The sequence below is a fragment of the Armatimonadota bacterium genome (assembly GCA_023511795.1).
GTDB lineage: Bacteria > Armatimonadota > UBA5829 > DTJY01 > DTJY01 > JAIMAU01.
Genome location: JAIMAU010000006.1, coordinates 1 through 24,739 on the forward strand (window position 1 = coordinate 1; position 24,739 = coordinate 24,739).

Below are 24,739 nucleotides of genomic sequence, written 5' to 3' on the forward strand. Positions count from 1 at the left end.
GTGTAGCTCAGTTTGGTAGAGCGCTCGTTTCGGGTGCGAGAGGTCCGCGAGTTCAAGTCTCGCCACCCCGACCATTTTATTTGCATATGCAAGAGAAGATCCGTTGAGAAAAGGTCCGCCAATCGAACACGGATACAAAAACCGCCGAAGGTTTTCTTTCGCATCTTGTTTTGCTTTTGTTTTTCTTTTCTGCGTCTGCAAAATTCCCTTACAATCACTGAGTGCTAATGAAATTCCAAAAGATATCATCATTCGAGTTGGGCTTACCAGGAATTTCGCTGGCGTCAACTGTCTGACGCTGACATCCGCCAAGGAGTTCCGAATAGTAGATTCGTCAGGAGAATGCCCAGCTTCCCCAGTGAAAGCCATAAGCAAGGTTGAAACCTCCCTCAAAGACGGCCTAATCACTCTTGCCATAGATGGCAATCAAATTGGTACCTTTAAAGGACCGATTCGGTTTGAGCCTGAAGATTCGGACCAAATTTTTGAAGTCATCCAGCCTACAAAAGTTCGCAATAAGTATTTTCGCGGGACTCTAATCATATATGGCGGCAGCGAGCTTTCGGTCATAAATGAAATAGACCTTGAACACTATGTCTACGGAGTATTGCCGAGCGAGGTTCCCCGAAGTTTCAGCCCGGAATCTCAGAAAGCGTTTGCAATTGCGGCAAGAACATATGCGCTTCGATGTATGAAGCGCCACTTCGACGCCGGTTTCAACCTATGTGACTCAACCCACTGCCAGACTTATTATGGTGCTAGCAGGGAGGCGGAGTGGGTACGGCAAGCAGTGGACGAAACAAAAGGCCTTGTTATTTCTTACGACGACAAGCCGATTTTTGCCACCTACATGGCCGATTGCGGTGGGGCAACGATGAATAGTGAGGACTCTGGCAATGGAGTGGTTTCTTTCCCATATTTGCGCTCGGTTGTTGATAATCCCTCAGGCATACTGACGCCCATTAAACCTCCTCCCGCTGATGAAAACAATGGTGCGAATAACGTCAACGAAGCAGAACCTCCAGCTGAGAACATCACCCCAAAGGATTACTGTTCAAAAAGTCCACATCATCTTTGGACGATTACCTATACCATTGATGAACTAGCAAACAAACTTTCAGCTTGGGGAGGCAAGATTGGCAAACTCAAAAGCATCGAGTTCGCCGAGTTCGATTTATCAGGGCATGTAAAAGCTGTTCTACTCAAAGGTGATAAAAGTGAGTGTGTAATTCACGGCAAAGAACTAAGAAATGCACTTGGGCATGATAAATTAAAGAGCACAAGGGCAACTTTGACTATTTCACCGGAAGGAAAGTATATCATCACTGGCAGTGGCTACGGACATGGACTCGGGGCTTGCATGTATGGAGCAGACCAACTTGGCCGCCTGGGCAAAACAGCAGAAGAAATCCTCAAGCACTATTATGCCGGCGTTGAGATTAAACCAATATGGGAATGCAAAGCTTGGCTCGACGAACTGCCTAGTCTTATTATAAAAGATAATAAACCCGCCGAGAATTAGCTTTCCGTGCGAAATGTAGGTTTTTACATCCGACGCCTGATTATTTCGCGCGCCGCTACCACCCCTGATGCCGATGCTTGCACCAAACCGCGAGTGACACCCGCTCCATCGCCAACGGTGAAAAGGTTTTGGACATCCGTTTCAAGCGAAGGCGTCAGTCTAAGACGCGAAGAGTAGAACTTAACCTCAACTCCATAGAGAAGGGTGTGCCTAGAAGCCACGCCAGGCGCAAGCTTATCCATTGCGTCGAGCATTTCCATTATACTTGTAAGATACCGATAGGGGAGCACAAAGCTTAGATCGCCAGGGGTCGCTGTCTTGAGTGTCGGCTCGACTAAGCCGCGCTCTATTCGCGACAATGTTGACCGCCGTCCTGCTTTCAAATCTCCCAACCGCTGGACTATAACGCTGCCGCTCAGTAAGTTCGAAAGTGACGCGATATACCGGCCATAGGTAATTGGTTCGCGGAACGGCTCGGTAAACATTGTGGAAACTAAGAGTGCGAAATTCGTGTTTTTCGTCTTTTTCGCCGCATAACTGTGCCCATTAACTGTCGTAACGCTGTCATTGTATTCCATCACGACCTCGCCATAAGGACAAACGCAGAACGAGCGCACCTTGTCATCGAAAGTCGGCGAGTAGAATATCAGCTTGGGCTCGTATACTACATCCGTGATTGGCTCCAAAACAGGTGCTGGAAGCTCTACTCGAACACCGATGTCAACAGGATTTATAGTCAACTCCAAATCGAGGCGGCGACTCTCTTCCACTAGCCAGTCTGCTCCTTCGCGACCGGGCGCGACTATCACGAAATCCCCCTCAATAACTTCTCCGGTGGAAGTCTCAACGCCAACAGCTTTTCCTTCGCGAGTAAGAATTCGGCTGACAGCGGTTTCCATCCGTATGTCAGCCTTTTTCTCAATGACCTCGTGAAACTTCCGAAGCATTGCAGGCCACTGGTCAGTGCCAACGTGGCGAACAGCTGACGGGATTAGTTTTAGGTCGGCTAAGGTCGCTTTATGGGCAATGCGGCTTACCTCGTCCTCATTAGTGCCAAAAAGTTGTTCAGGAGCGCCAAATTCAACATAAATTCGATCAACATAGTTAATAAGACGCTGGACTTCCTCCTCGGGGATATACATCGTAAGTTGGCCGCCAACTTCAGTAGAAAGCGTGAGCTTCCCATCGGAGAATGCACCTGCGCCACCCCAACCGCAGAGTAGCGACCTAGGGACTTCCTTAATGCGTTTTTCGATATCGCTCCCTTTGTCGAGGATTAGGATTTTAATTCCCTTAACTTTTGAAAGCTCAAGCGCAGCAAATATTCCTGCTGGCCCAGCGCCAACGATTATGACATCATATCGTTTCATTTTTCACCATTATAAGCGGTTGAAAATTGGGCATAAACTAGCATTTTTAAAACATTTAGCCTAGCCCTCTTCAGCCTTCTTTTTGATTGCTTGGAGCATATTCTCCACGTTTTGCTTCATCAGTTTAGCAACCAATGCCTTAATCATCGGACCAATTAGCGGAATATCATATTCGAAATCAATTACGGACGTAAATTTTGTACCATCCTCGATTGGTTCAAACGTCCATAAGCCAGAGTAGTTCTTAAAATCGCCTTTTACCAGCTTAAATCGACAGGTTTTTGCCTGCTCGTCCCATTCATCTTCTTCAACCCATTTGACGGTGACCTTGAACTGCTTTATGTCACCGACGAACTCCGAGATTACATGGCTTCCGTCGGGGCTTTTGTCAAGGATGGTGACTTTCTTTAGGTCTGGCATAAACTTTGGGAACGATTCGATATCCCTTGCCAGGGCAAATACCCTGTCAACATCACTTTTAATAACTACCGAACTTTCAACTCTTGGCAACAGAAACCTCCCTTATGATGAGCGGCTTGCAATGAGAAATTGCAAATCATTTGCCTACATCTTACGTATTAGACCAACTACTTTGCCAATTATTGTAGCTTCATCGACAATTATCGGACGCATTGAGGAGTTCGCAGGCTGGAGGCGAATTTTTCCATTTTCTTGGTAGAATCGCTTAACAGTTGCTTCATTATCAATCAGTGCAACTATGGTATCGCCATTCTCTGCAACAGGCTGGCGGCGCACTATTACCAAGTCGCCATCTAGGATGCCATCTTCAATCATGCTGTCACCGTGAACCTCAAGTATGAAACCATCGGCACCTGCAAGAAAATCGTATGGAAGCGGGTAGTAATCTTGGATGTCCTCGGTGGCGAGAGTCGGTTTTCCGGCGGCAACCTGGCCAACAATTGGCACGTTAACCACTCTGCGTGTCTTTGTCTTCGCAACTGGGCCAGGGAGCAGTTTGATTGCTCGGGTCAAAGCTGCATCTCTCTTGATTAGGCCAGCATCTTCGAGACTTCGGAGGTGCGCATGAACCGTCGAGCTCGAGCTGAGATTAACCGCCTCACCTATCTCCCGCACAGTCGGCGGATATCCTCTCATCTCAATGTGCTGTAGGATGTATTGCAAAATTTGCCTTTGTCTTGCCGTCAATTCTTTTGGCATATAAATCCCTCCGGGGAAGTTCAATATCCGGAAGTTGAAGAGCTGATTGGAATCAAACTGTCATTTATTAAGCAGAATGCTACATACTTAATTTTTAAAATTTCTCTAAAAGGTTACACGTCAAATATAACTTGAGCTTCCCAGCAACTGTCTGTTTGACGAACATAAAGGCCGTGGTGAGTAACAGCTTTAATGGTAGCACCAAGCCATTCAATTTGATGGTCAAACGGCAGACCCCAGGCAATACCAGTCAGTCTTCCATCCTCGACCCTGGTTACCTTAAACTCAACAAAGAGGACTTCATCAACCTCAAACTGATAGAGTAATTCGCCTAGCCAAGCCCGCAGAAGCTCTTCAGGTTCGTCCGCCGACACTTCGATCGTTCTAGAGAACACCGGCTTGTATCTTTCAAGGTCGGCCATCAAGGAAAACATACCATAGGCAGCATTCTCACACAGCTCTTCGAAAGTAGAGCCATATGCCTTTATACCTTTGTCTGCCGTATGCTCGAGTACTTCAAAACGTTTGCACGACACTAGCCTTTTCCGTTATCCTCTTCGTCCTCGTCTTTTCTTGCTATTACAGCGACCGAAGATACCCAGTCACCTTTCTCAAGGTTAATCAACTTGACGCCCTGAGTGCTGCGGCCACAGCATCGAACTTCGCTTAGTCTGATATGAATTCCAATACCCTTTGCAGTCAGGATGAAGACGTTATCCTCTCCGGTGACGACGTGTGCACTTACTACTTCCCCGCCCTTTGGGGTGATTGCCATAGTTATAAGGCCCTTGCCCCCACGGGTTTGGTGCTTATACAACTTAAGAGGTGTCCGCTTTCCGAGACCCTTCTCACTTACGACTAGGAGCTCGCTGTCATCCTTGACTACATCCATGCCGACGACATAATCACCTTCTTGAAGGGAAATTCCTCTTACACCGCCCGACGCTCGGCTTGCTACTCTAAGCTGCGTTTCGGGAAATCGTATTGCCATCCCTTTTCTGGTGACCATAATTATGTGGTCCTTGCCTGTAGTCAGCTTGACCCATCGGAGCTCATCGCCTTCTTCGAGGTCGAATGCTCGAAGGCCGTTTGCTCGGAGATAATGGAATTCACTTATTGCCGTCCGCTTTACTTCGCCATTTTTAGTGGCCATTACCAAATAGCCCTCGCCCTCAAGTTCTCTCACGGGCACAGTAGCTGTAATTGCTTCGCCTGGTTCAATTTGAATTAGGTTGATTATAGCCGTCCCCATCGCCTGGCGGGAGCCCTGGGGCACTTCATAGGCTTTTAAACGATAGACCCTGCCTTTATCCGTGAAGAATAGGATATAGTGGTGGGTTGTAGCAACAAAAACATGTTCCAAGATGTCTTTTTCTTTAGTATTCGCCGCAATAACGCCCCTGCCAGGTCTTCGCTGGCTGCGGTATGTATCTGCCGGCACGCGCTTTATATATCCGCCTCTTGTTATGGTGACTATTGTCTCTTCCTCGGGGATTGTATCTTCTTCGCCAATTTCTTCGGCCTCCACTGGGATAATGCGGGTCCGCCGGTCATCGCCATATTTGTCTTTGAGAACTCTTAGCTCCTGCTTGATGATTTCAAAAACTCTTTGTGGATTTGCGAGAATATCCTCGAGGTAAGCTATTTGCTTTAGTACTTCGCGGTACTCGTTCTCAATCTTCTCACGCTCCAAACCGGTAAGCTGGCGAAGAAGCATATTTAGAATCGCCTCGGCTTGGACCTGGCTTAAGCCAAATCGAGACATCATAGTCGTCCGGGCAATTTCAGTCGTCCTTGACTCACGGATTATCTTGATAATCTCATCAAGGAACTGAAGTGCAATTCGCAGGCCCTCTAGGATATGCGCCCTCGACTTCGCTTTCTCCAGCTCATAGCGCGTCCGGCGAACAACAATCTCTCTGCGGTGGTCTACATAAAGCTGGATAATTTGCTTGAGGTTGAGCACCCGCGGCGTCCCGTCAACAAGCGCGAGCATTATCACGCCAAAATTGGTTCTAAGCTGGGTATGTTTGAGTAGATAATTGAGCACCTTTTTGGGATGAGTGTCTCGGCGGAGTTCGATGACTACCCGCATGCCGGTTCGGTCGCTGAAATCGTCAAGAGCGGTAATGCCATCCACCTTTTTCGCCTTCACTAATTCGGCAATGTCCTCAATAAGCTTTTTCTTGTTGACCTGGTAGGGGAGCTCTGTGATAACAATTTGGCTCTTCCCGGTCTCGTGCTGTTCGATGGTTACCTCCGCTTGCATTGTGACTTGGCCCCTGCCAGTTTCGTACGCCGCACGGATGCCTCGAGTCCCAAGTATAAGCCCTGCCGTCGGGAAGTCTGGACCCTTTATATGCTGCATCAAGTCCCCAACCGTACATTCGGGATGATCTATCAACCAAATTGTCGCGTCGATGACTTCACGCAGATTATGCGGCGGTATGTTCGTCGCCATGCCAACCGCGATTCCTGCCGACCCATTGCAAAGAAGATTTGGAAACTTGCCCGGCAGAACCATCGGCTCCTCGCGCGTTTGGTCATAGTTTGGCTGCCAATCAACTGTATCTTTATCGAGGTCCTCCAACATCTCTACGGCAAACGGCGACATGCGCATCTCGGTATAACGCATTGCCGCTGGAGGATCGCCATCAATGCTGCCCATGTTCCCTTGGCCGTCGATGAGAGGATAGCGAGCGTTGAAATCTTGGGCCATTCGAACCATGGTTGGGTAGATTATCTGCTCGCCATGGGGGTGGTAATTTCCAGATGTGTCGCCTGCAATCTTTGCAGATTTTCTATAGTGGGCGTTCGGGGTCAGGTTGAGGTCGTGCATCGCCATAAGGATTCGACGCTGGACCGGCTTCAAACCATCCCGAACATCCGGAAGCGCACGGGCTATGATCATGCTGACAGCATAGCCCAAATACGAGCGCTTCATTTCGTCTTCGATGTTTATTGGTATAACTTCCCGTGCAATTTGATTCACAAAAGAGCCCCTCGTTTATCAAAATCAGTACATATGTTCGCACTAGTAATTATACTGGTTATTGCAGGCAATGTCAAACAAAACAGAAAAAGAAAAAGAGTTTGCTTTCTTTATCAACAAATTATCTTGCAGGATAGTGTCAGATTCAAAGCATTTGTCATAAAACACGGGATGCCACACCCTACAATCTAATTATTAAAAGCCAAATCGCTAATATCTTGGCTAAGCTTGCCTTTTGGGGTAAGAAGGAATCTGGGGAAATTTCATTAACTTGTACAGAAAACAATATTGTTTTAGAGCCGCAATGACTTCAAGAGAACGTATACTCTCGGCCATGAGGTTTGAGAGGGTTGACCGCGTACCCGTTTCTCCTTGGGGCTTTGGGAAAATAAACCCCGAAACTCCGCTTGGTCGACAATTGATACAGAAAACGGATATAATAATTGATGTCGGCGCTGGCTATGATCCTTTCCTCGGCAAAGCAGCTAAGATAGAAAGTCAGCAAGAAGGCGAGACTATAATTACGGTTATCCATACTCCAAAGGGCGATCTTACGAGCCGATACCGCAGGACAGAAGTCACCGGCGCTACAATTGAGTTTCTTCTCAAGGATCCCTCTGACGTTGAAAAAGCACTTTCCATCCCATTCGAGCCGGGTGACCCAGACCTTTCGCATTATTGGAAGTACCGCGAAAAGATTGGCAATGAAGGGCTTGTAATGATTGGCATGGGAAATGGAGTAGCAACACCAGCCTCATGGTTCTCTCCAGAGGGGTTCTGCTTTGCATGGGCAGATGCACCCAATCTTGTCGAACGCTTGACTGCCGTTGCCACAGAGAGGTTGATTGTTTTCGTGGAAAAATGCTGTAAATCAGGCGTGGACGCATTCCGCATTTGTGGTGGAGAATATGCAAGCGTTCAATTAGGCCCTGAAGGATTCCGCCGACTCTGCGTGCCCTATGATAGGGAGTTAATTGATGTTATGCATCGTTATGGGGCGGTTGCCCACTATCATAATCATGGCCCAGTGATGCACTACTTAGAAGACTTTGCCATAATTGGCATGGATTCGCTAGACCCACTAGAGGCGCCCCCATGGGGCGATGCAGACCTCCATGAAGCACGCAAGCGCTTTGGAGATAAAATTTGCTTTGTCGGAAACCTCGACGATATGGAAGTAATTGACAAACTTACTACTAAGCAAGTTCTAGCCATTGCCAGGGAGCGACTTGAGGCGGCGGGTGATAGGGGCTTTATCCTCGGCGGCACGTCATCTGGTACCTATGGCGAGAACGGCGCCAGCAACTTCATAGCAATGGCGGAAATGGTACAAGGCAATCTATGAAGCGGTATGCAACCAATGTCGCTTAAACAGCGCAGTGTTTGACAGCATACCACCCTGATGGTATACTGCGTTAAGGAATCTGGCACTCCGCTATTCCACACAATTATTCCAAAGAAGGTACTATGACTCAGCTTGAAAGTGCGAGAACAGGCAAAATCACCCTCGAAATGAAGATGGTGGCAGAGCAAGAACGCCTGGATGCAGAAATTATCCGCTCGGGTGTTGCTGCGGGAACTATTGTCATTCCCGCAAATGTCAATGCGACACCCAAAAAGCCTTGCGGGATTGGCGCTGGCCTCCGAACTAAGGTTAATGCCAACATTGGTACTTCCGCAGATTTTCCAAATCTTGATGATGAGCTAAAAAAACTGCAGGTAGCCATTGAGGCCGGAGCCGACACAGCGATGGACTTAAGCACAGGTGGGGACCTTTCGGCAATCAGAAAAGCAATAATTTCACATTGCACCATACCGCTTGGAACCGTCCCCATTTACGAAGCTGCAATTAAGGCGGCGGAAGACAGCTCTGTTGCAAACATGTCAGAGGACCAACTTTTCAGAGTAATTGAAAGAAACGCCGAGGATGGAGTTGACTTTATAACCGTTCACTGCGGAATCACGCGAGAATCGCTTAGGCGGCTTCGCGAATCAGGACGGGTTACGGATGTCGTGAGCAGGGGCGGGGCATTTCTCGTCTGCTGGATGCTACAAAACGACAGGGAGAACCCTCTCTACGCCCGATTCGATGATCTCCTTGAAATATGCCGAAAGCATGACGTAACGCTTAGCCTTGGCGACGGAATGCGCCCTGGTTGCTTGGCTGACGCTAGCGACCGAGCACAAATCCAAGAATTGATAATCCTCGGCGAACTAGTCGACCGTGCGCGGAAGGCTGGCGTACAAGTTATGGTCGAAGGCCCAGGACATGTGCCAATGCATCAAATTGCCGCTAACATTCAAATCCAGAAAACGATTTGCAAAGGCGCCCCGTTCTACGTGCTTGGGCCACTCGTGACCGACGTTGCACCTGGCTATGACCACATAACTTCGGCGATAGGTGGGGCAATCGCAGCCGCTTCAGGTGCAGATTTTCTGTGCTACGTCACACCTTCCGAACACCTAGGGCTCCCCGGACCCGACGAAGTTCGCGTGGGAGTCGCTGCTGCGCGCATCGCAGCCCATGCAGCCGACATAGCGAAAGGCATTCCTAGCGCTATTGAATGGGACAATGAGATGTCAGCCGCACGAAAGGCTAGGAATTGGCAAAAACAGGCTGAGCTTGCACTTGACCCAATAGCGTTCAAAAAGTATCGCACCGAGCGTGCCGGCAATTCGGAAGACGTGTGCTCAATGTGTAGCCAATACTGTGCAATGAAGGTCGTTGACGAATATCTACGTCGGAAATAGGGCTTTTCTTATCAGGCACGAGGATGAAACTTCTTATATGCTTGCTTTAACTTTTCTCGAGAGATGTGTGTATAAACCTGGGTAGTAGCAATATTAGCATGCCCAAGCATCTCTTGAATCGAGCGCAAATCAGCTCCTCCCTGGAGAAGATGGGTAGCGAATGAATGCCTGATGGTATGTGGCGTTATGTTTTTAGTGATTCCAGCTTGAGCAGCATATTTCTTGATTAGCTTCCAGAAGCCAACACGCGACATCTTCCGACCGCGATTTGTGAGAAAAAGAAATTCTGAACTTCCTGATCTAGCAAACTTTGGTCTACCGGTAGACAAATATCGCTCGAGATATTCAATCGCCACCTTGCCCAGGGGAACTATACGCTCTTTTGAGCCCTTTCCAAAGCATTTGAGGAAGCCGACGCTTGTGTTTACATCGCTTATCCGAAGGCTTAGAAGCTCCGAAACTCGAATTCCTGTTGCATACAGCACTTCAAGCATTGCTTTGTCCCGACATCCAGATGGGTCACGCCAATCGGGCTGGGCTAGGAGTTCTGACACCTCCTCGATTGATAATACGCTAGGCAAGCGAAGTGCTGACTTCGTAGTCTCGATGCCCGAGGTAAAATCTTTTGTAATCAGCCCCTCTCGGCAGGCAAATTTGCAGAACGTCTTTATTGCAGAAAGCTTCCTGCTAATACTACTAGGCGACATCCCAGCCTTCTGCAATTCCTCGAGGAACCCCGCCAGCACTTCCTCCGAAAGGCCTTCGGGAGAGTTGATGCCTTTCCCGGTAGCGTAATGTGCAAATTGCGAGAGGTCGCGTGCATACGCTGCCACGGTATTCTGCGAAAGTCCTCGCTCAATAGCGACGTAATCAACAAATGCTTGGATTGCCTCATCCATTGTTCAACAAAATATCGTTTCGCGCAAATATTTTTATTTTTGGATTTGCATACGACATATCATGCGGCAATTCAACTATAAGCGGGAATTTCTTTCCAAAAATAGATGGCGGTGAATCAAATTGGCGAACAAGCCTATATTTTTTATCCAAAACAGCAAAATAGTCTATTGCTGCTTGATCGCCAATCCGAAGCCTATCTTCATACTCAAACTCGGAGAGAATAACAAACTCGGGTTCCATTTCGCTGAGCAGACGCCAATTCCATTCCTTGCTTTCGTCTGTAATAATCCCATATTCAGCGATGCTCTGAGCGGCCTCGAAACGGGTGCGGGCGCTACCGTATCCAAAGCGGGGGTCTAGCGGGGGTGTATAAAACCAAGGAATTGTCGGCATGGCGATGTTGCTTCCGGGTGGAATGTTTTTCCTAATCCACGTGAGAGCCGCATCTCTGTTATCCTCCCGTGCCATAACTTCGTCGAGCGAAATAGAGTAAAATAAGGTATATAGAACTATCAGGCCGGTGAACACACCGGTGACAACCCTGGCAATGCCCCTAGCAAAACCTCTTTCATCTTCAAACCTTTCCATTAGTTTACCAGGAATTCGAGCCCCGAGCAGGACAAGCGGCGGCAATATTGGCATGGTATACCGCGCAAACCTGACTTGTGCTACACCAATTAGTACGTAGTACGGCACTAGAAAAGCAATAAGCATGGCATCCTGCGGGGTCCATTTCCTTATAGCGTAAATTACCCCCGCCAGAGCAAGGACCATTATGGGCAAACCCATCCCTGGGAGAAGAGAATGAATCAAGTGGTAAATAAAACCGGAGCCTGTCTCGGCAAAGAGCAACCCATGACCTGTTTGTACGTGATGGGCTTCATAAAGGAAACCTCGCAGAAAACTTTCGGAGTTGAGCACTGCACCTGGACAACCAATAAGGAACCCTGCTGCCAAGCCAATAATTATCAAAAGCAAGTTCACAGACATTAGGCGTCTAAAGAAAGGACCTCCTCTGGAAAGGTGGGCTACAATAGGTGCGAGCACAACCAAGCCAGCGTTGTATTTTGTCGCGGCAGAGAATCCAGCAAAAAGTCCTGAAAGCAAATAATATCGAGTTTTAGATTTTTCCTCAGGTATACGAGATGCAAATAGTAAACTGCATGTCACAAAGAACGTTGCAGGAACATCCACTGCCAGAAAATGTGAATGCATAACGTGAATTGGCAATATCGCCATGAAGATTGCAGCTATCAGCCCTGTTCTTCGGCCATACATCCGGCGCCCGAGATAGTAGACCAGCAGCACTGTAGCAACCCCCATCAACAATGCAACAATGCGTCCAGCCAGGTACATCTGCGCATAGCCGCGCACTACCAATTCAGGGTCTCTTTTACCGAGAACTATAAGCCCCCAACCTGCCCCCATGAAGATTGCAATGTTTACAAGGTATATATATAGAGAACCGTAATTGTAGAATCTAGGATCTATTTGCCTATTAAAGAAGTCAATTCGCTGAGCCGCCTCCAAAATCGTTGTTTCATCAGGATGATAGGAAGAATAATGATCCATGTTCGGCAGCCCCCACTTAAGGCCATAGAGTCGAAGTGCTAGCGCTATTGCTGTGATTAGAATTGCGAAAAACGGTGAGAATCTTCTGATCACCTTCGAAGGTCTCCTCCAAAATTGCTACCGAAGTTTAATAGGTTTGACATTCGCTAAATTGCGAACTAGCGTGGTTTCTTCTTTTTAAGCGACGATTTTTGGACGCACATATATCTCTGGATTAGCACAAATATACCAATTGTTATCACTACATCTCCAATGCTTGCCACTTCCGGAGTATGAGGACCAAACCCCGGAAGGGGAATAACGTCTGCCAACCACTTAAGCCTTGAATCGGCCGTAAGAAGCACATGGCGTACGAATTCCCCCTCTCGGCTAGGATTGATTATGTTGGCAAGCCCAGCTATTTTAGCAGCCTTCTCGCTAATAGGCATGTAGCCGCCATTTGCCGCGCAGACCAAAAAGTTTAAAAATGTGCCTCCCCATACTGTTCGCAGATCTTTGATGTGCAAGTTTGCACCGATAGCTACAAGCAAAAGAATGTAATTAACGATATTCAGTAACCCTGCATATCCGCGAAAGGAAAAATGCCCGAAAAGGGCGACAATATACATTGCTACGAAAGACACAAATGGGAACGCAAAAAGGTATAAATGCTTTAGAGGGATACTTGAAAGATTTTTTAGTTTCCCTCTCCTAATTATCCCCAATATTAAGGAAAGTATGGCAAATTCAATAATCAAGATAGCTGCCTTTCACTTCGCCAGCGCCTCTGCAATACTTTCAAGAAGGCTTCTACTACCGCTGGGTCATATTTAGCTCCTGCGTTATTCTTGAGTTCCTCAATTGCACGCTTATCATCCATCTTGCCGTGAAATGATTTTTTCGATTCCATAGAATCATACGCAGTTGCTACAGCTAGAATTCTCGCACCAAGGGGAATTTCTTCGCCTTTTAGCCCATCCGGGTATCCCGAGCCATCCCAGCATTCATGATGATGGCGAATCAGCGGCGCAAGATCTTTGAGTAATCTGACTTGTTCCACCATCTCAGCGCCGATTACGGCATGTTGTTTTAGAATCTCAAACTCCTTGGAGGTAAGCTTGCCTTTTCTGCTGAGGATTGCATACGGCACCCTCACATTGCCGATGTCTGCAAGTAAAGCCGCATACTCCATCCGCAGAATTTGCGCCCTGGGTATGCGCATCTCGCGGGCAATATCTACCACATATCGTGCTACACGTTCTCCATGCCCCTCAGCACCGACGTCTTTTGTTTCAACAGCGCGGGCAAGTGTCAGGAGGGACTGCCTATAAGCCCGACGCATTTGTAATGGCAGATATATATATGAATAGCACCCAAACACGATGGTGAATGCTACAGCCATGAGGAAAACCGGACTGAGCCAGAAGCTATTCCCCATGCTCCAACTCCTCTCTCGCCATTACTTGCATGAATGCCTTTACAACCCGTGGGTCGAACTGAGTCCCGGCTCCGTAGCGTACTTGATCTATTGCTTGATCAATTGTTAATGGCGCTCGGTATACGCGCCTATCTTTCTCGTCAGGCCCTCCCGTCATGGCATCAAAAGCGTCGGCAACGGCAATCACAGCTGCCTCTATTGGAATCTCGCCATCCTTGAGGCCATCTGGATAGCCCTTGCCATCTGGACGTTCGTGATGTCCACGTACCCATGGGACTATCGCTTCAAGGTGCTTCATTTGTGAGAGAATCTCTGCTCCTCGCGCGGGGTGCTGCTTTATAATAGCCCAATCTTCTTCGGAAAGAGCTCCGACTTTGTCCAAAATCTGCTCGTCCACCCCGATCTTACCTACATCGTGTAGAAGGCCCGCATCGCGTATTAACATCAAACTTCGCAAAGGTAAACCCATTTGCCGGGCAATTTTATCGGAGATGTCCGCCACCCTTTCGAGGTGTCCTTTTGTATATGGGTGGTAATGCTGCATATAGATGCCTAGTGAAGTAATCGTCTCGCGGTAAGTATCAAGTCGTTTGGCATATTGGTTGAGAGCCTGTCTCCCCATCAAAAACGGGATTATCATAAGCAATATTCCATGTATACCATAGGCTAAGTAAAGGTATGCAAACAGTATTCCTGATGGGCCAGTCACGAGATTGTTGGTGGCTGTCCATCGCAATTGTTGAGCCACATGAATTCGCCAGGGTTCGCGAAGATGTAAGGCCAAAGCGGTTGCTAGTAATAGTGCATTTGTCGTTGTGCAGGTAAATACCCATAGCAACACAGGTAGCACAACTGCAGACAAAGTGACTTCACTTCCTGTCTGCAAGGTCATGCCGCCAGAAAATATGTAGGCGATAGATGCAACTGTTATCGAAATGATAGTATTGCACAAGTTGTAGTACGTCAAATCTAAGAGCAATCTTAGTGGGTATTTGCCGCGGTGGAACACCATGTTTGACGCAATTAAACCTAATGAAGTTACAAGTAAGGTTTCGGTGAATCCATGGCTAATAAATAAGGCCAGAACCGCTGGCATAGTCATCGTATATTCGGTTGCTGAGCTGGGGAATACAACGGGAAGTATTTCGGCAAAGAAGATAAGGATAAAGAAAACAACTAATTCAGGCCAGGCGTGTAGTTCTATTCCCCCAAACGCCACGGCTGAAGTCAAAATAATAAAACCGAGGAGGTATATAGTGTACTTATACTGAGTGAATGCTTTGGCGACCTGACGCACTTGAACTTCCTGTTCAGAGTTGGGCCGACGGAGGTGGCTACTTTGGGTTAGGCATCAGCCTAAATTTACCCGTCCTAGATCCTAGGGCGGTGGCCAGAATCTACCGAACGCGCCGGATGTAAGCACCAGCGACGCCAGAGCAAGCAGTACTTTGACCAAGGTCTTCATTTACGTCAACCCCTTTCGTCGTGAGGATAATGTCTATTTCCGCTAGACATAGACATTTCCACCGCTTCGCTCGGGATTTGAATCGTTTTTGCGACCTTTTCACCGCCTGCCGTCGGCCCAAACAAATTATTCTTTCTCTTCGCCCATTAAGCCCAGCCGTCTATTGACGGCATCTAGCGTTGCATTCACCACCGCTTTCCATAAATCCTGCTTGACGATTGCTGAACCTATAAGTGGTTCTTCGCCCCGTGAAGTTATCATGTTTATTAAAACTATTACTATTTGCCTGCCTGACAAAGTAATATTAGGATTGATGTCTTCAACAACGAATGTCCCATCGGTGCCTTCACAATTTTCAACTGCTCGGAGGGTTGCCGTCGCTATGAGCCTGAGTTGGCTCAGACTTGAACTATGACCTGTTGCACTGCCAGTATATACTTCTTGGTCTTTTTTAAGATGAACAGTAGCCTGAGAATGAGCTCCATTAAGTGAGATTGAGACATCCGAAAACTTCAATCTTCCTATGTCGAACCTGAAGCGCTTTCCATCCTGTGTTTGTGCTACGCTTACTTTTTTGTGGTCTAGTTCGATTCCGAACTTGGCCATGAGTGCTGACTCGACATCCCTTACAACTTGCTTTGGTGCTCTGCTCGACTCTGCTAGAACATGAATCTCTTCTATGACGCCTGCATTGTTTGTTACAACACGGCTTGAGATGATATGGTTGAGCGAGCGAATAACTGATTCAATTTCTGAAGCCGATATTTTTCTTGTGGTCCCCATTTTTATTCCTCCGAGCTATGCATCTCTAAAGGATGCTGCAAGCTTGTCTCCAAGGAGATTTCTTATCCTTGCCATGCGGTCGTCTACTTCCTCATCCCGTAGGGTCTTCGTAGGCGAACGAAATACCATTCTAAACGCAAGACTCTTCTGCCCTGCAGGTAAGGGTGGACCTTTATATAAATCAAACAACGATATACTTTCTAGTAGGTCTCCCGCCCCTTCTTCCAAAACCTCTCTAACCCTATCATATGGAATCTCGTCGGCGACAACGACGGCCAAGTCCCTCGTAAGTGCTGGATATCGAGAGAACGGACGATATGGTTCTGCTTCTCGACGACGACTAATCAATTCGTCAAAATCAAGTTCGAATGCGTAAGTTCGACCTGGAAGATCGAACTTAGCAGCAAGGTCCGAGCTGACCTCGCCAAGAACGCCGACTTCGGTATTTCCTATTTGTATGATTGCTGCTCTAGTCGGGTGGAATCCATCAAGCCGCGCCTGTCTGAAAAGCACTTCGCCCTTTACCAATCGGTTGAAAATAGTTTCAACTACGCCTTTTGCCAAGAAGAAATCTGCTTCGAGGCTACTTTTGTCCACATTCCAAGCCGTCTGCCACATCGAGCCAGTTAAAGCCCCAGCGATGCTCAAACGTTCGATAATCGCGCCATTATCGGTAGAGGCCACGCGTCCAATCTCGAATATGCCGATATCCCTTATCCCTCGACTTGCGTTGTAGCCAATTACTCCTAATAGATTTGGAATAAGGCGCTTTCGTATCCTGCTTAGATCATCGCTTATCGGGTTGCGAATCACGACTTCGCCGTGTTCGCCCTCTGTTGGAGGTACAAGTGAATGAGTGACAACTTCCTGAAGGCCGCATGCAATCAACGTATCCGCAACTTCAGAAGCAAACCTTCCTTCCGGGCTGTCGCTCCCTTGCATTGTTTCACCCATAGGGAGTTTCTCTGGGATTGCATTGTATCCGTACAACCTGCCAACTTCTTCAATCAAGTCAATTTCGCGCGTTATGTCTGGCCGAAACGTAGGAACGGTCACCAATAGCGGGTCACCTTTCGCAACAGACATACCTAGTCTGGAAAGGTAGTCTGCGATTTGCTCTGAGCTTACTTTAACGCCTAAGACCTCGCTTGTACGTTGAGGCCTAATCTCTAAGGTTACCGGGTTAATCTTTCTTGGATAGGCGTCCACAATGCCCTTAGCGATTGACCCGCCAGACCACTCCACAATCAATTGGGCTACACGGTCAAGGGCATAGGTTGTTAATTCAGGATCAACGCTGCGCTCAAACCTATACGATGCTTCGGTACTCATGCCGAGATATTTTGCGGTTTTTCGTATAGAGATTCGGTTAAAATGGGCTGACTCCAAAAGAACGTTGCGCGTGTTAAAGCTTACCTCGGTGTCTGCACCGCCCATCACTCCTGCGATGGCAATAGCCCTCTCAGAATCTGCTATCACCAGGATTTCCTCGTTCAGTATGCGCTCTTCGCCATCTAAAGTTACGATTCTTTCGTCAGGTATTGCTTGGCGAACGATTATATGGTGATTCTTCACCAAATCGTAATCGAAAGCATGAAGGGGCTGCCCTAGCTCAAGTAGCACATAATTCGTCGCATCCACGACATTATTTATGGGCCGGAGGCCCCCAGCGACTAGCCTTTCCTGAACCCATGCTGGTGACGGCCCTACCTTGACATCGGTAACTACGCGTGCTGAGTATCGTGGACAATTGATGGGGCTTTCGATGTCAACTTTTACGAGGTCAGATGCCTTCGTATCACTTTCGACCAACTTAGGGATTGGAGGATTTAGTTGGGTCCCAAGTAAAGCTGAAACCTCTCGTGCAACGCCAACTATTGAAAGCAAATCAGGCCTATTTGGGGTAACGTAGGTTGAGAAGACAAGCTTGTCGCCTATCTCGGTTACCTCTTCCACTTCGAGGCCAGCGAGTGTCAATCGCTCCGCTAGTTGCTTCGGAGGGACATCAAAGCTCACATATTCTCTTAGCCATTCGACAGGTACTAACACGACAGGAACCCTTTGTAGGAAGCCTAAAATTGCTGAAGAAAGCGCAAGTCGTTCTCAAGGAACAGGCGCAAATCGTCGATGGCATGCTTAAGCATCGGCATGCGTTCGATTCCCAGGCCAAAAGCAAACCCCGTGTACTTTTCCGAGTCTATGTCAAAGCGCTCAAGTACGTTTGGGTGAATCATTCCGGCACCGCCTAATTCAAGCCAGCCGGTAGACTTGCAAAGTGAACATCCGGCGCCCTTACACATTACGCAGCTAATAGCCCACTCAGCGCCAGGTTCTACGAATGGAAAGTAGTCTGGGCGAAACCGCACTTTGGTTTCTGGTCCGAACATCTCGCGCACGAATTGTGCCAAAGTCCCTTTTAGGTTTGCCAAGCTTATCCCTTCGTCGACCGTAAAACAGTCAACTTGGTGGAAAGTGTGTGAATGCGTAGCATCCACAGCATCGAACCTAAAACATCGCCCAATTGTTGCGATACGGAATGGCGGTTTCTGGCTTTCCATTACCCTTCCCTGAAGAGCAGTCGTCTGCGTCCTGAGTAGGAGGTCATCAGTTATATAAAATGACATCTGCTCATCCAGCGCCGGATGTTCTTCGGGATAGTTCAAGGCTTCGAAGTTGTAAAGATATTGTTCGATTTCCGGTCCTTCGACCACTTGATAGCCCATCCCGATGAAGATTCGCTTTACTTCTGCGATGGTTACAGACAGGATATGGCGCCTGCCTACTTGGAACAATCTGCCTGGCAGCGTGACATCCACAGCTTCGCGGGCAAGCTGGGCATCCCGCTCCTCGATTAAAATCTTCTCGCGCTTCTCGGCGATCTTTCCTTCTAGCAGTTGTCGAAGTTCGTTTGCGCTCTGGCCAAACGATGGCCTTTGCTCTGGGGGCAGCGTTTTCACGCTGCGCAATAGCTCAGTAACCTTGCCCTTACGTCCGAGGTACTCGGTTTCCAGCTCCGCCAACGTCTGCGAAGATGCGGCTGATGCAATCCGTTGCTCTGCTTCACGGCGCAGGGCTTCGATTTGCTCGTAAACCAAATCCTACTCCCCGTTCTTAGAAAGTCAAGCTGCTAGCTGTTCTGAGGCATGTTTAACCAGCGCAGCGAAGGCGGCTTTGTCATTAACAGCCATTTCCGCAAGAACCTTGCGGTCTATGGCTATTCCGCCTTTCGCTAAGCCCTGGATGAATCTGCTATAGGATATGCCGTTTTCTCGGCATGCCGCATTGATGCGTGTTATCCAAAGACTCCGAAACTCTCGCTTCCTAACTCTGCGGTCGCGGTATGCATAGTTGAGCGCCTTTGCGACTGCTTCATTCGCAGTTTTGAAGAGGCGGCTTCTTGCGCCCCAATAGCCTTTTGCGCGCTCCATGACTTTCTTATGCCGCTTATGGGTCATTATCCCACGTTTTACCCGTGGCATCTAACCTGCTCCTTTCAATATTGCAACTTGTATTCGGCCTTTTTATGTTATGGCCATCTCCTGTTATGAACCGTAAGGAATCATGCGGTGAACTTTCTGCTTTTCGCCGCCAAAAACCAAAGACTCTACGCTCAGTCTGCGCTTTCTGGCTGGGGACTTCTTCATCATTAGGTGTCCTTTCCCCGTATTTCGCCGTACAATTTTACCTGATGCAGTTATTTCGAATCTCTTGGCAGCTGTTTTTCTTGTCCTTATCTTTGGCATTCGACTCTATTCCTTTCAAGATACAAGTTGCCACGCGACCTCTCGAGCCAAGCTCCGGATCCGTGGCACGGCTAGGCGTTCCTATGATTAGTTCACCAATCGGCAGACCTAGACAATCCTTCCTACTTTGGGCTTAACACCATCGTCATCGTCCTGCCTTCCATGGCGGCAGGTTTTTCAACCACCGCTATATCAGCGGTTGCCTCTGCAATCCGATCAAGTGCGCGCTTGGCGAACTCCGGATGAGTTATTTCGCGACTCCGGAATATTACTATTATTTTAACCTTGTTTCCTTCTCCAAGGAACCTCAGGGCGTGTCTCAGCTTGACCTGAAAATCATGCTCATCAGTGCCAGGGCGCATTTTAATGCTTTTCACTTCGGTAATCCGCTGCTTCTTTCGAGCCTCCCGTTCGCGCTTTCCTTGCTCATACTTATATTTCCCGTAGTCCATTATTTTGCATACAGGAGGCACAGCGGTCGGCGCCACCTCAATTAAATCAAGGCCCTTCTCCCTTGCAATCGCTAGTGCTTCGTGAACGGGTTTGATTCCAAGCTGGTTTCCCTGTTCGTCAACCAGCCTGCATTCTCGAGCCCGAATCCGCTCATTAACCCTGAGATCTTTATTTATGCTCCATCACCTCGTAAAAATTAACCACAGGGCCATATGCGGACTGCACACACAGCCCGGAGTTGGTGTGCTAAACCCCAGCAACCGCGTCTCCGTGCGCCATCCGAACCCTGCGGTCGTAGCATTTAAAGTATTATTGGAGTTAGTATAGCATAATATCATTAATTCGTCAACTCGTTTTTAGCAAATGCGATAAAGTCCTCTATTAGCATAACTCCTATGTCACCGGTTTCGCGCTTCCTCACCGATACTTTGCCTGACTCGGCCTCTTTATCGCCAACTATGAGCATATACGGTATCTTTTGTACCTGGGCCTCACGGATTTTAAAACCTGTCTTTTCATTTCTTGAATCTACTGACACCCTAAAGCCTGCCTCACTAAGACGACCCGCTACCTTCTCTCCATATTCCCGATGCCTGTCTGCGATTGGCAACACAATCATTTGTATTGGCGCAAGCCAAAGAGGAAATGCTCCGGCATATTCCTCAATCAGAACACCCATGAATCGTTCGATAGCACCCAAAGCCGCCCTATGAATCATCACCGGTCGGTGGGGCTTGCCATCCTCGCCGATGTACTCTAGGTCGAAGCGCTCTGGCATCGAGAAATCGAGCTGTATCGTGCCTAGCTGCCAAGAGCGTCCTATCGAGTCTTTGACGTGAAAGTCAATCTTTGGCCCATAGAAAGCTCCATCACCTGGGTTTATTTGATAAATTATGTTATTTGCGCGAAGTGCTTCGTGAAGGGCTTTCTCTGCGGTTTCCCATATCTCGTCAGAGCCAATGGATTTTTCCGGCCGCGTACTGAGCTCAATGCGGTAATCTTTGAATCCATACTTCGCATACGTTGTGCGAATTAGGTCAATGACGCCCGTTATCTCTGACTGTATTTGCTCAGGGCGGCAAAAAATGTGTCCATCGTCAATTGTAAAGCTCCGCACTCGGAACAAGCCGGTCAACACTCCCGAGAGCTCGTGCCGATGGACAAGCCCTAGTTCGGCATATCTAAGCGGAAGGTCGCGATATGATTTTAGCGTCTCCTTGTAGATTAGAATTGCGCCAGGGCAATTCATTGGCTTAACTGCATAGGTCTGGTCGTCTATCTCAAGGAAATACATATTATCGCGATATGTTTCCCAATGGCCGCTCTGGCGCCAAAGTGATTCGTTCAAGATCATCGGTGTGCGAATTTCTAAATATCCGCGCTTTTGATGTTCCTGCCGCCAAAAATCAATAATCTGGTTATAGACAATTGCTCCTTTTGGATGCCAGAAAGGAAATCCAGGACCTTCCTCATGGAAACTGAAAAGGTCAAGGTCTTTACCAATCTTTCGATGGTCGCGTTTCTTAGCTTCCTCAAGGCGCTTTAAATATTCATCCAGCTCCTTCTGGGTAGGAAACGCTGTGCCATAGATGCGTTGTAGCATTGGATTCTTTGAATTGCCTCGCCAATAAGCTCCTGCAACGCTCAGGAGCTTGAAAGCCTTCACCAAACCAGTGCTTGGAAGATGAGGACCGCGGCACAAGTCAATAAAAGACCCCTGGCTGTAGACGGTGACAACAGGTTCTTCGATTTCACGAAGAAGATCGAGCTTGTAGGGCTCATCAGCAAAAAGGCTAAAAGCCTCTTCCTTTGATATTTCCTTTTTCTCGAACGGAAGATCTGCTGCGATAATCTCGCGCATTCGGGCTTCAATTTTCTCTAAGTCTTCCGGCGAGAAACCACCTTTGCGGTCGAAATCATAATAAAAGCCGTCCTCTATTGCAGGCCCGATTCCAAGCTTGACCTCAGGATAAAGTTCTTTCACTGCTTGTGCCAGTATATGCGCTGCACTATGTCTCAACGTAAGAGGATCCACTTTGCACCTCTCATCAACCAAGTAAGGAAATTCTAAAAGACCAGTAGGTAATTATGGGCATCCTTTCTATCACCTAATTACCTTAGAGATGATACAAGATTCTTCAGAGATTTGCAAATTACGCAGGTGGGGAACGCCGCAAGCTATTGAATAATCGGGCAAAATCGCCAATCCGACCAGATATAGTGGCAATAAAGGAAATGACATTGCTAAAAATATCTAGGCTTACTATTTTAAATCGGTTTTCTTCCAAACATCCACATACACAGCATCTCCTACCTCGAAGAATAAGCTTTTGAGCTTTTCTTCTCATCGTCTTACCCTTGAATACCATCAAACTAAATTGATTTCGCCAGCAGAAGCTCTCTCCAAAATGCGCTCGCGTAGAGCAGTTTGCAACGATTCCTGATAGCCTGGCTTTACGGAACCAGTAATGCGAATAGTAACTTTAGATGCATCTATGGCTATAATTCCGTCAGCACGTGGCGGAGTGACAACGCCTTCAACCTCATCCGCAATCCTTTTGCCTAATTCATTTATCAAAGACCGTACCATCTCAAGATTGGAGTTCGGAGCAATGTTAACATCCAACGACACCTGTATTGTCCCGCGGGAATGGTTAGTTACTAGAGTTACATCGCCATTTGATATAAATACAAGCTTGCCAACATCGTCACGAATTTTAGTGACTCGCATACCGAGCTCCTCAACTAAACCCGAGATGCTACCGATGGTGACATAATCCCCAACTGCATACTGATTTTCCAAAACTATAAAGAAGCCAGAAATAACATCGCGAACAAGCCTTTGGGCGCCAAAGCCTATTGCCAAACCAGCGACCCCAGCAGTTGTGAGCACAGGAGCAATGTTAACCTTGAAGACCTCCAGGACCATTACACCTGCTATAAAAATTAGGACATAAGAAATTACACTCTTAATGAGAGTGCCAAGCGTTTTTGCACGCGCAATCGTTTCTGGTGTCGGTCCCTTAGTTTCGCGCTGAGTTACCACTTGAATCACGCGTTCAACAAATTTGTTAACCGCAGCGCGAATTAATAGGAAGATGACTACTATCTTAACCGCGGCCAAAGTGGAGGGAATAATCTTGTGCGCCGCTGTCCTCCAAAACTCAGCAATAAACAGGATATTCCAATTCATACCTTGTACACCTCTGGCAGAGCTTTCAATAGCCGAAACGGATTGTAACAATTTTCCCTTAGATATGCAAAAGCAGGGGCTACTCCAAGGCGCAAGCGGCTGGAGTTACACTGAATGCTAGTTCGCAGTTAACCGATAATAAACATGTGATATGTGTTTTAAGCATTTGCCAAAATTTTTTGCCCCCATCGACTCTGAACCTCTTCTTGGAGGCTGCGGCTTCTCTTGGGTTTCGCCGATAATTATAAAATAGCTGTTTATGTCTTTTGAAGACACAGTATGGAGACATCTGATGAGACGATTTGGTGGGCTTATGCTTCCACCTTTAAAAGCGAGGAGGAAAAAACTTCATGATTTGGTTTGTTGACGCATTCAATTTCCTATGCAAGGGCGGCCCCGTAATGATTCCACTAATAGCCTGCTCGATAATCTCAGTAGCAGTAATGATTGAGCGCTTCATACGCCTAAGGAATGCAGGAGCCGACCCTGACGAGCTAATGGAACGCATTGAAAAATGCCTTGCTCTTGGCAAGGGCTCAGATGCAGTCAACCTTTGCCGAACCGTCGGCACCCCTTTAGCGGAAATGCTCGCCCGAGGGCTTGAATGTCGTGGAATAGGATCTCGACAGGCTGAGAAATGCATGGAGGAGTATGCTCTCAGAATGACGCCAAATTTGTTTTGCCGGTTACCTATCCTAGACACAATAATTACAATTGCTCCTCTCTTGGGATTGCTAGGAACAGTCACCGGTATGATACGCTCATTCCATGTAATATCCACTAAGTCAGGCATTGGAACGCCTACTGCAATCACCGGCGGCGTCGCTGAGGCTTTGATTGCCACTGCAACGGGCCTCGCCATTGCAATTGCCACCCTTGTTGGCTACAACTACTTAACTGAAAAAGCCAAGGCATTGGTCAGCGACATGGAGATATACGGAACACGCTTAGTCAACATCCTGTCAGCCGGCGAGGAGGACCAGCATGAGGCTAAAGCGCTTCGAGCCTAAGAGGGCAAGGATTGAGATCGTGCCGATGATAGACACGATCTTCTTTCTTCTCGTTTTCTTTATGATTGCCTCGCTGGCAATGACCACCATGAAAGGCATGCCAGTAAACCTACCTAAGTCAAGCACGGCTCAAGATAGGTCTATGGTGAAGACCGTTGTCACCATAACTGCAACTGGCAAATTCTATGTGGACAAGCGTCCTGTTCCATTCGCGCTTATCCAACCGACTTTGAGGGAGAAACTGAAAGAGAATCCTAAAATGGTTGTTGTAATCAATTGCGACAAGAGCCGCAATTGGGGCGATGGCATCGAGGTGATGGATGAAGCAAAAAAGGCCGGCGCTGAAATCATCACCATTGCCACAGAACCAAAGATTGAGAAAAAGTAAT

23 protein-coding genes are annotated in these 24,739 nt (G+C 47.7%); 5 read left to right on the forward strand and 18 right to left on the reverse strand.

Translation table 11 applies throughout. The features are described from left to right. Positions 1-103 precede the first annotated feature (103 nt). Complete coding sequence (locus K6T99_07035; GenBank protein ID MCL6519573.1) at positions 104-1,522, forward strand: SpoIID/LytB domain-containing protein; 1,419 nt, start codon at positions 104-106, stop codon at positions 1,520-1,522. 23 nt (positions 1,523-1,545) lie between these two features. Here the strand turns inward: K6T99_07035 and K6T99_07040 are convergent, their stop codons facing one another. The 5 genes from K6T99_07040 to gyrA all read right to left on the reverse strand — a co-directional run bounded on the left by K6T99_07040 (position 1,546) and on the right by gyrA (position 7,063). After that, a complete protein-coding gene (locus K6T99_07040) occupies positions 1,546-2,892 on the reverse strand; it encodes an NAD(P)/FAD-dependent oxidoreductase (protein MCL6519574.1) in 1,347 nt (448 codons plus the stop codon). 60 nt (positions 2,893-2,952) lie between these two features. After that, a complete protein-coding gene (locus K6T99_07045; protein MCL6519575.1) occupies positions 2,953-3,402 on the reverse strand; it encodes an SRPBCC family protein in 450 nt (149 codons plus the stop codon). A gap of 54 nt (positions 3,403-3,456) precedes the next feature. Further along, a complete protein-coding gene (lexA, locus tag K6T99_07050; GenBank protein ID MCL6519576.1) occupies positions 3,457-4,071 on the reverse strand; it encodes a transcriptional repressor LexA in 615 nt (204 codons plus the stop codon). Between the two features lie 113 nt (positions 4,072-4,184). Then, positions 4,185-4,607, reverse strand: coding sequence for an archease (locus K6T99_07055; protein MCL6519577.1), 423 nt, complete (start codon positions 4,605-4,607; stop codon positions 4,185-4,187). Beyond that, positions 4,607-7,063 carry a DNA gyrase subunit A gene (gene gyrA, locus K6T99_07060; GenBank protein MCL6519578.1) on the reverse strand — a complete coding sequence of 819 codons (2,457 nt, stop codon included), beginning with the start codon at positions 7,061-7,063 and terminating at the stop codon, positions 4,607-4,609. Before gyrA ends, K6T99_07055 begins: the two co-directional genes overlap by 1 nt. A gap of 304 nt (positions 7,064-7,367) precedes the next feature. Here gyrA and K6T99_07065 point away from each other — a divergent pair, with 304 nt between their 5' ends. Both K6T99_07065 and thiC read left to right on the forward strand, forming a co-directional pair. Further along, positions 7,368-8,408, forward strand: a complete 1,041-nt coding sequence (locus tag K6T99_07065) for a hypothetical protein (protein ID MCL6519579.1) — start codon at positions 7,368-7,370, stop codon at positions 8,406-8,408. Positions 8,409-8,530: 122 nt separating this feature from the next. Next, the gene (thiC, locus tag K6T99_07070) at positions 8,531-9,814 is read left to right on the forward strand and encodes a phosphomethylpyrimidine synthase ThiC (protein MCL6519580.1); all 1,284 of its coding nucleotides are present in this window, start codon (positions 8,531-8,533) and stop codon (positions 9,812-9,814) included. An 11-nt stretch (positions 9,815-9,825) separates the two neighbouring features. Here the strand turns inward: thiC and xerD are convergent, their stop codons facing one another. The 13 genes from xerD to K6T99_07135 all read right to left on the reverse strand — a co-directional run bounded on the left by xerD (position 9,826) and on the right by K6T99_07135 (position 23,340). After that, positions 9,826-10,713 (reverse strand): site-specific tyrosine recombinase XerD, encoded by an 888-nt coding sequence (xerD, locus tag K6T99_07075; GenBank protein ID MCL6519581.1) that lies wholly within the window; start codon positions 10,711-10,713, stop codon positions 9,826-9,828. Beyond that, a complete protein-coding gene (locus K6T99_07080; protein ID MCL6519582.1) occupies positions 10,706-12,379 on the reverse strand; it encodes a glycosyltransferase family 39 protein in 1,674 nt (557 codons plus the stop codon). Before K6T99_07080 ends, xerD begins: the two co-directional genes overlap by 8 nt. 65 nt (positions 12,380-12,444) lie before the next feature. Next, the gene (locus K6T99_07085; protein ID MCL6519583.1) at positions 12,445-12,909 is read right to left on the reverse strand and encodes a DUF5317 domain-containing protein; all 465 of its coding nucleotides are present in this window, start codon (positions 12,907-12,909) and stop codon (positions 12,445-12,447) included. 110 nt (positions 12,910-13,019) lie between these two features. Continuing rightward, positions 13,020-13,703, reverse strand: a complete 684-nt coding sequence (locus K6T99_07090) for an HD domain-containing protein (GenBank protein MCL6519584.1) — start codon at positions 13,701-13,703, stop codon at positions 13,020-13,022. Beyond that, positions 13,693-15,000: an HD-GYP domain-containing protein gene (locus K6T99_07095; protein ID MCL6519585.1), complete on the reverse strand. Its 1,308-nt coding sequence runs from the start codon at positions 14,998-15,000 to the stop codon at positions 13,693-13,695. Before K6T99_07095 ends, K6T99_07090 begins: the two co-directional genes overlap by 11 nt. Before the next feature lie 294 nt (positions 15,001-15,294). Continuing rightward, positions 15,295-15,951, reverse strand: a complete 657-nt coding sequence (locus K6T99_07100; GenBank protein MCL6519586.1) for a hypothetical protein — start codon at positions 15,949-15,951, stop codon at positions 15,295-15,297. A 15-nt stretch (positions 15,952-15,966) separates the two neighbouring features. Further along, positions 15,967-18,000, reverse strand: coding sequence for a phenylalanine--tRNA ligase subunit beta (pheT, locus tag K6T99_07105; GenBank protein MCL6519587.1), 2,034 nt, complete (start codon positions 17,998-18,000; stop codon positions 15,967-15,969). Positions 18,001-18,023: 23 nt separating this feature from the next. Further along, a complete protein-coding gene (gene pheS, locus K6T99_07110; GenBank protein ID MCL6519588.1) occupies positions 18,024-19,046 on the reverse strand; it encodes a phenylalanine--tRNA ligase subunit alpha in 1,023 nt (340 codons plus the stop codon). 24 nt (positions 19,047-19,070) lie between these two features. Beyond that, the gene (rplT, locus tag K6T99_07115; protein ID MCL6519589.1) at positions 19,071-19,430 is read right to left on the reverse strand and encodes a 50S ribosomal protein L20; all 360 of its coding nucleotides are present in this window, start codon (positions 19,428-19,430) and stop codon (positions 19,071-19,073) included. Positions 19,431-19,493: 63 nt separating this feature from the next. Further along, positions 19,494-19,694 carry a 50S ribosomal protein L35 gene (gene rpmI / locus K6T99_07120; GenBank protein MCL6519590.1) on the reverse strand — a complete coding sequence of 67 codons (201 nt, stop codon included), beginning with the start codon at positions 19,692-19,694 and terminating at the stop codon, positions 19,494-19,496. Between the two features lie 122 nt (positions 19,695-19,816). Further along, positions 19,817-20,323 carry a translation initiation factor IF-3 gene (infC, locus tag K6T99_07125; GenBank protein MCL6519591.1) on the reverse strand — a complete coding sequence of 169 codons (507 nt, stop codon included), beginning with the start codon at positions 20,321-20,323 and terminating at the stop codon, positions 19,817-19,819. Positions 20,324-20,484: 161 nt separating this feature from the next. Further along, positions 20,485-22,203, reverse strand: a complete 1,719-nt coding sequence (thrS, locus tag K6T99_07130; GenBank protein ID MCL6519592.1) for a threonine--tRNA ligase — start codon at positions 22,201-22,203, stop codon at positions 20,485-20,487. Between the two features lie 312 nt (positions 22,204-22,515). Next, positions 22,516-23,340: a mechanosensitive ion channel family protein gene (locus K6T99_07135; protein ID MCL6519593.1), complete on the reverse strand. Its 825-nt coding sequence runs from the start codon at positions 23,338-23,340 to the stop codon at positions 22,516-22,518. 350 nt (positions 23,341-23,690) lie between these two features. On the opposite strand from K6T99_07135, the gene K6T99_07140 reads away from it, so the two are divergent. Next, entirely contained in the window at positions 23,691-24,350 is a 660-nt protein-coding gene (locus K6T99_07140; GenBank protein MCL6519594.1) for a MotA/TolQ/ExbB proton channel family protein, read from the forward strand. Next, entirely contained in the window at positions 24,325-24,738 is a 414-nt protein-coding gene (locus tag K6T99_07145; protein MCL6519595.1) for a biopolymer transporter ExbD, read from the forward strand. Before K6T99_07140 ends, K6T99_07145 begins: the two co-directional genes overlap by 26 nt. Position 24,739 lies beyond the last annotated feature (1 nt).

What these genes read in the sequence shown, in the direction of transcription:
- K6T99_07040 (MCL6519574.1), bottom strand. Translation starts at nt 2,892, where the DNA reads ATGAAACGATATGATGTCATAATCGTTGGCGCTGGGCCAGCAGGAATA.
- lexA (MCL6519576.1), bottom strand. Translation starts at nt 4,071, where the DNA reads ATGCCAAAAGAATTGACGGCAAGACAAAGGCAAATTTTGCAATACATC.
- K6T99_07065 (MCL6519579.1), top strand. Translation starts at nt 7,368, where the DNA reads ATGACTTCAAGAGAACGTATACTCTCGGCCATGAGGTTTGAGAGGGTT.
- thiC (MCL6519580.1), top strand. Translation starts at nt 8,531, where the DNA reads ATGACTCAGCTTGAAAGTGCGAGAACAGGCAAAATCACCCTCGAAATG.
- xerD (MCL6519581.1), bottom strand. Translation starts at nt 10,713, where the DNA reads ATGGATGAGGCAATCCAAGCATTTGTTGATTACGTCGCTATTGAGCGA.
- K6T99_07090 (MCL6519584.1), bottom strand. Translation starts at nt 13,703, where the DNA reads ATGGGGAATAGCTTCTGGCTCAGTCCGGTTTTCCTCATGGCTGTAGCA.
- K6T99_07100 (MCL6519586.1), bottom strand. Translation starts at nt 15,951, where the DNA reads ATGGGGACCACAAGAAAAATATCGGCTTCAGAAATTGAATCAGTTATT.
- rplT (MCL6519589.1), bottom strand. Translation starts at nt 19,430, where the DNA reads ATGCCACGGGTAAAACGTGGGATAATGACCCATAAGCGGCATAAGAAA.
- rpmI (MCL6519590.1), bottom strand. Translation starts at nt 19,694, where the DNA reads ATGCCAAAGATAAGGACAAGAAAAACAGCTGCCAAGAGATTCGAAATA.
- K6T99_07135 (MCL6519593.1), bottom strand. Translation starts at nt 23,340, where the DNA reads ATGAATTGGAATATCCTGTTTATTGCTGAGTTTTGGAGGACAGCGGCG.
- K6T99_07140 (MCL6519594.1), top strand. Translation starts at nt 23,691, where the DNA reads ATGATTTGGTTTGTTGACGCATTCAATTTCCTATGCAAGGGCGGCCCC.
- K6T99_07145 (MCL6519595.1), top strand. Translation starts at nt 24,325, where the DNA reads ATGAGGCTAAAGCGCTTCGAGCCTAAGAGGGCAAGGATTGAGATCGTG.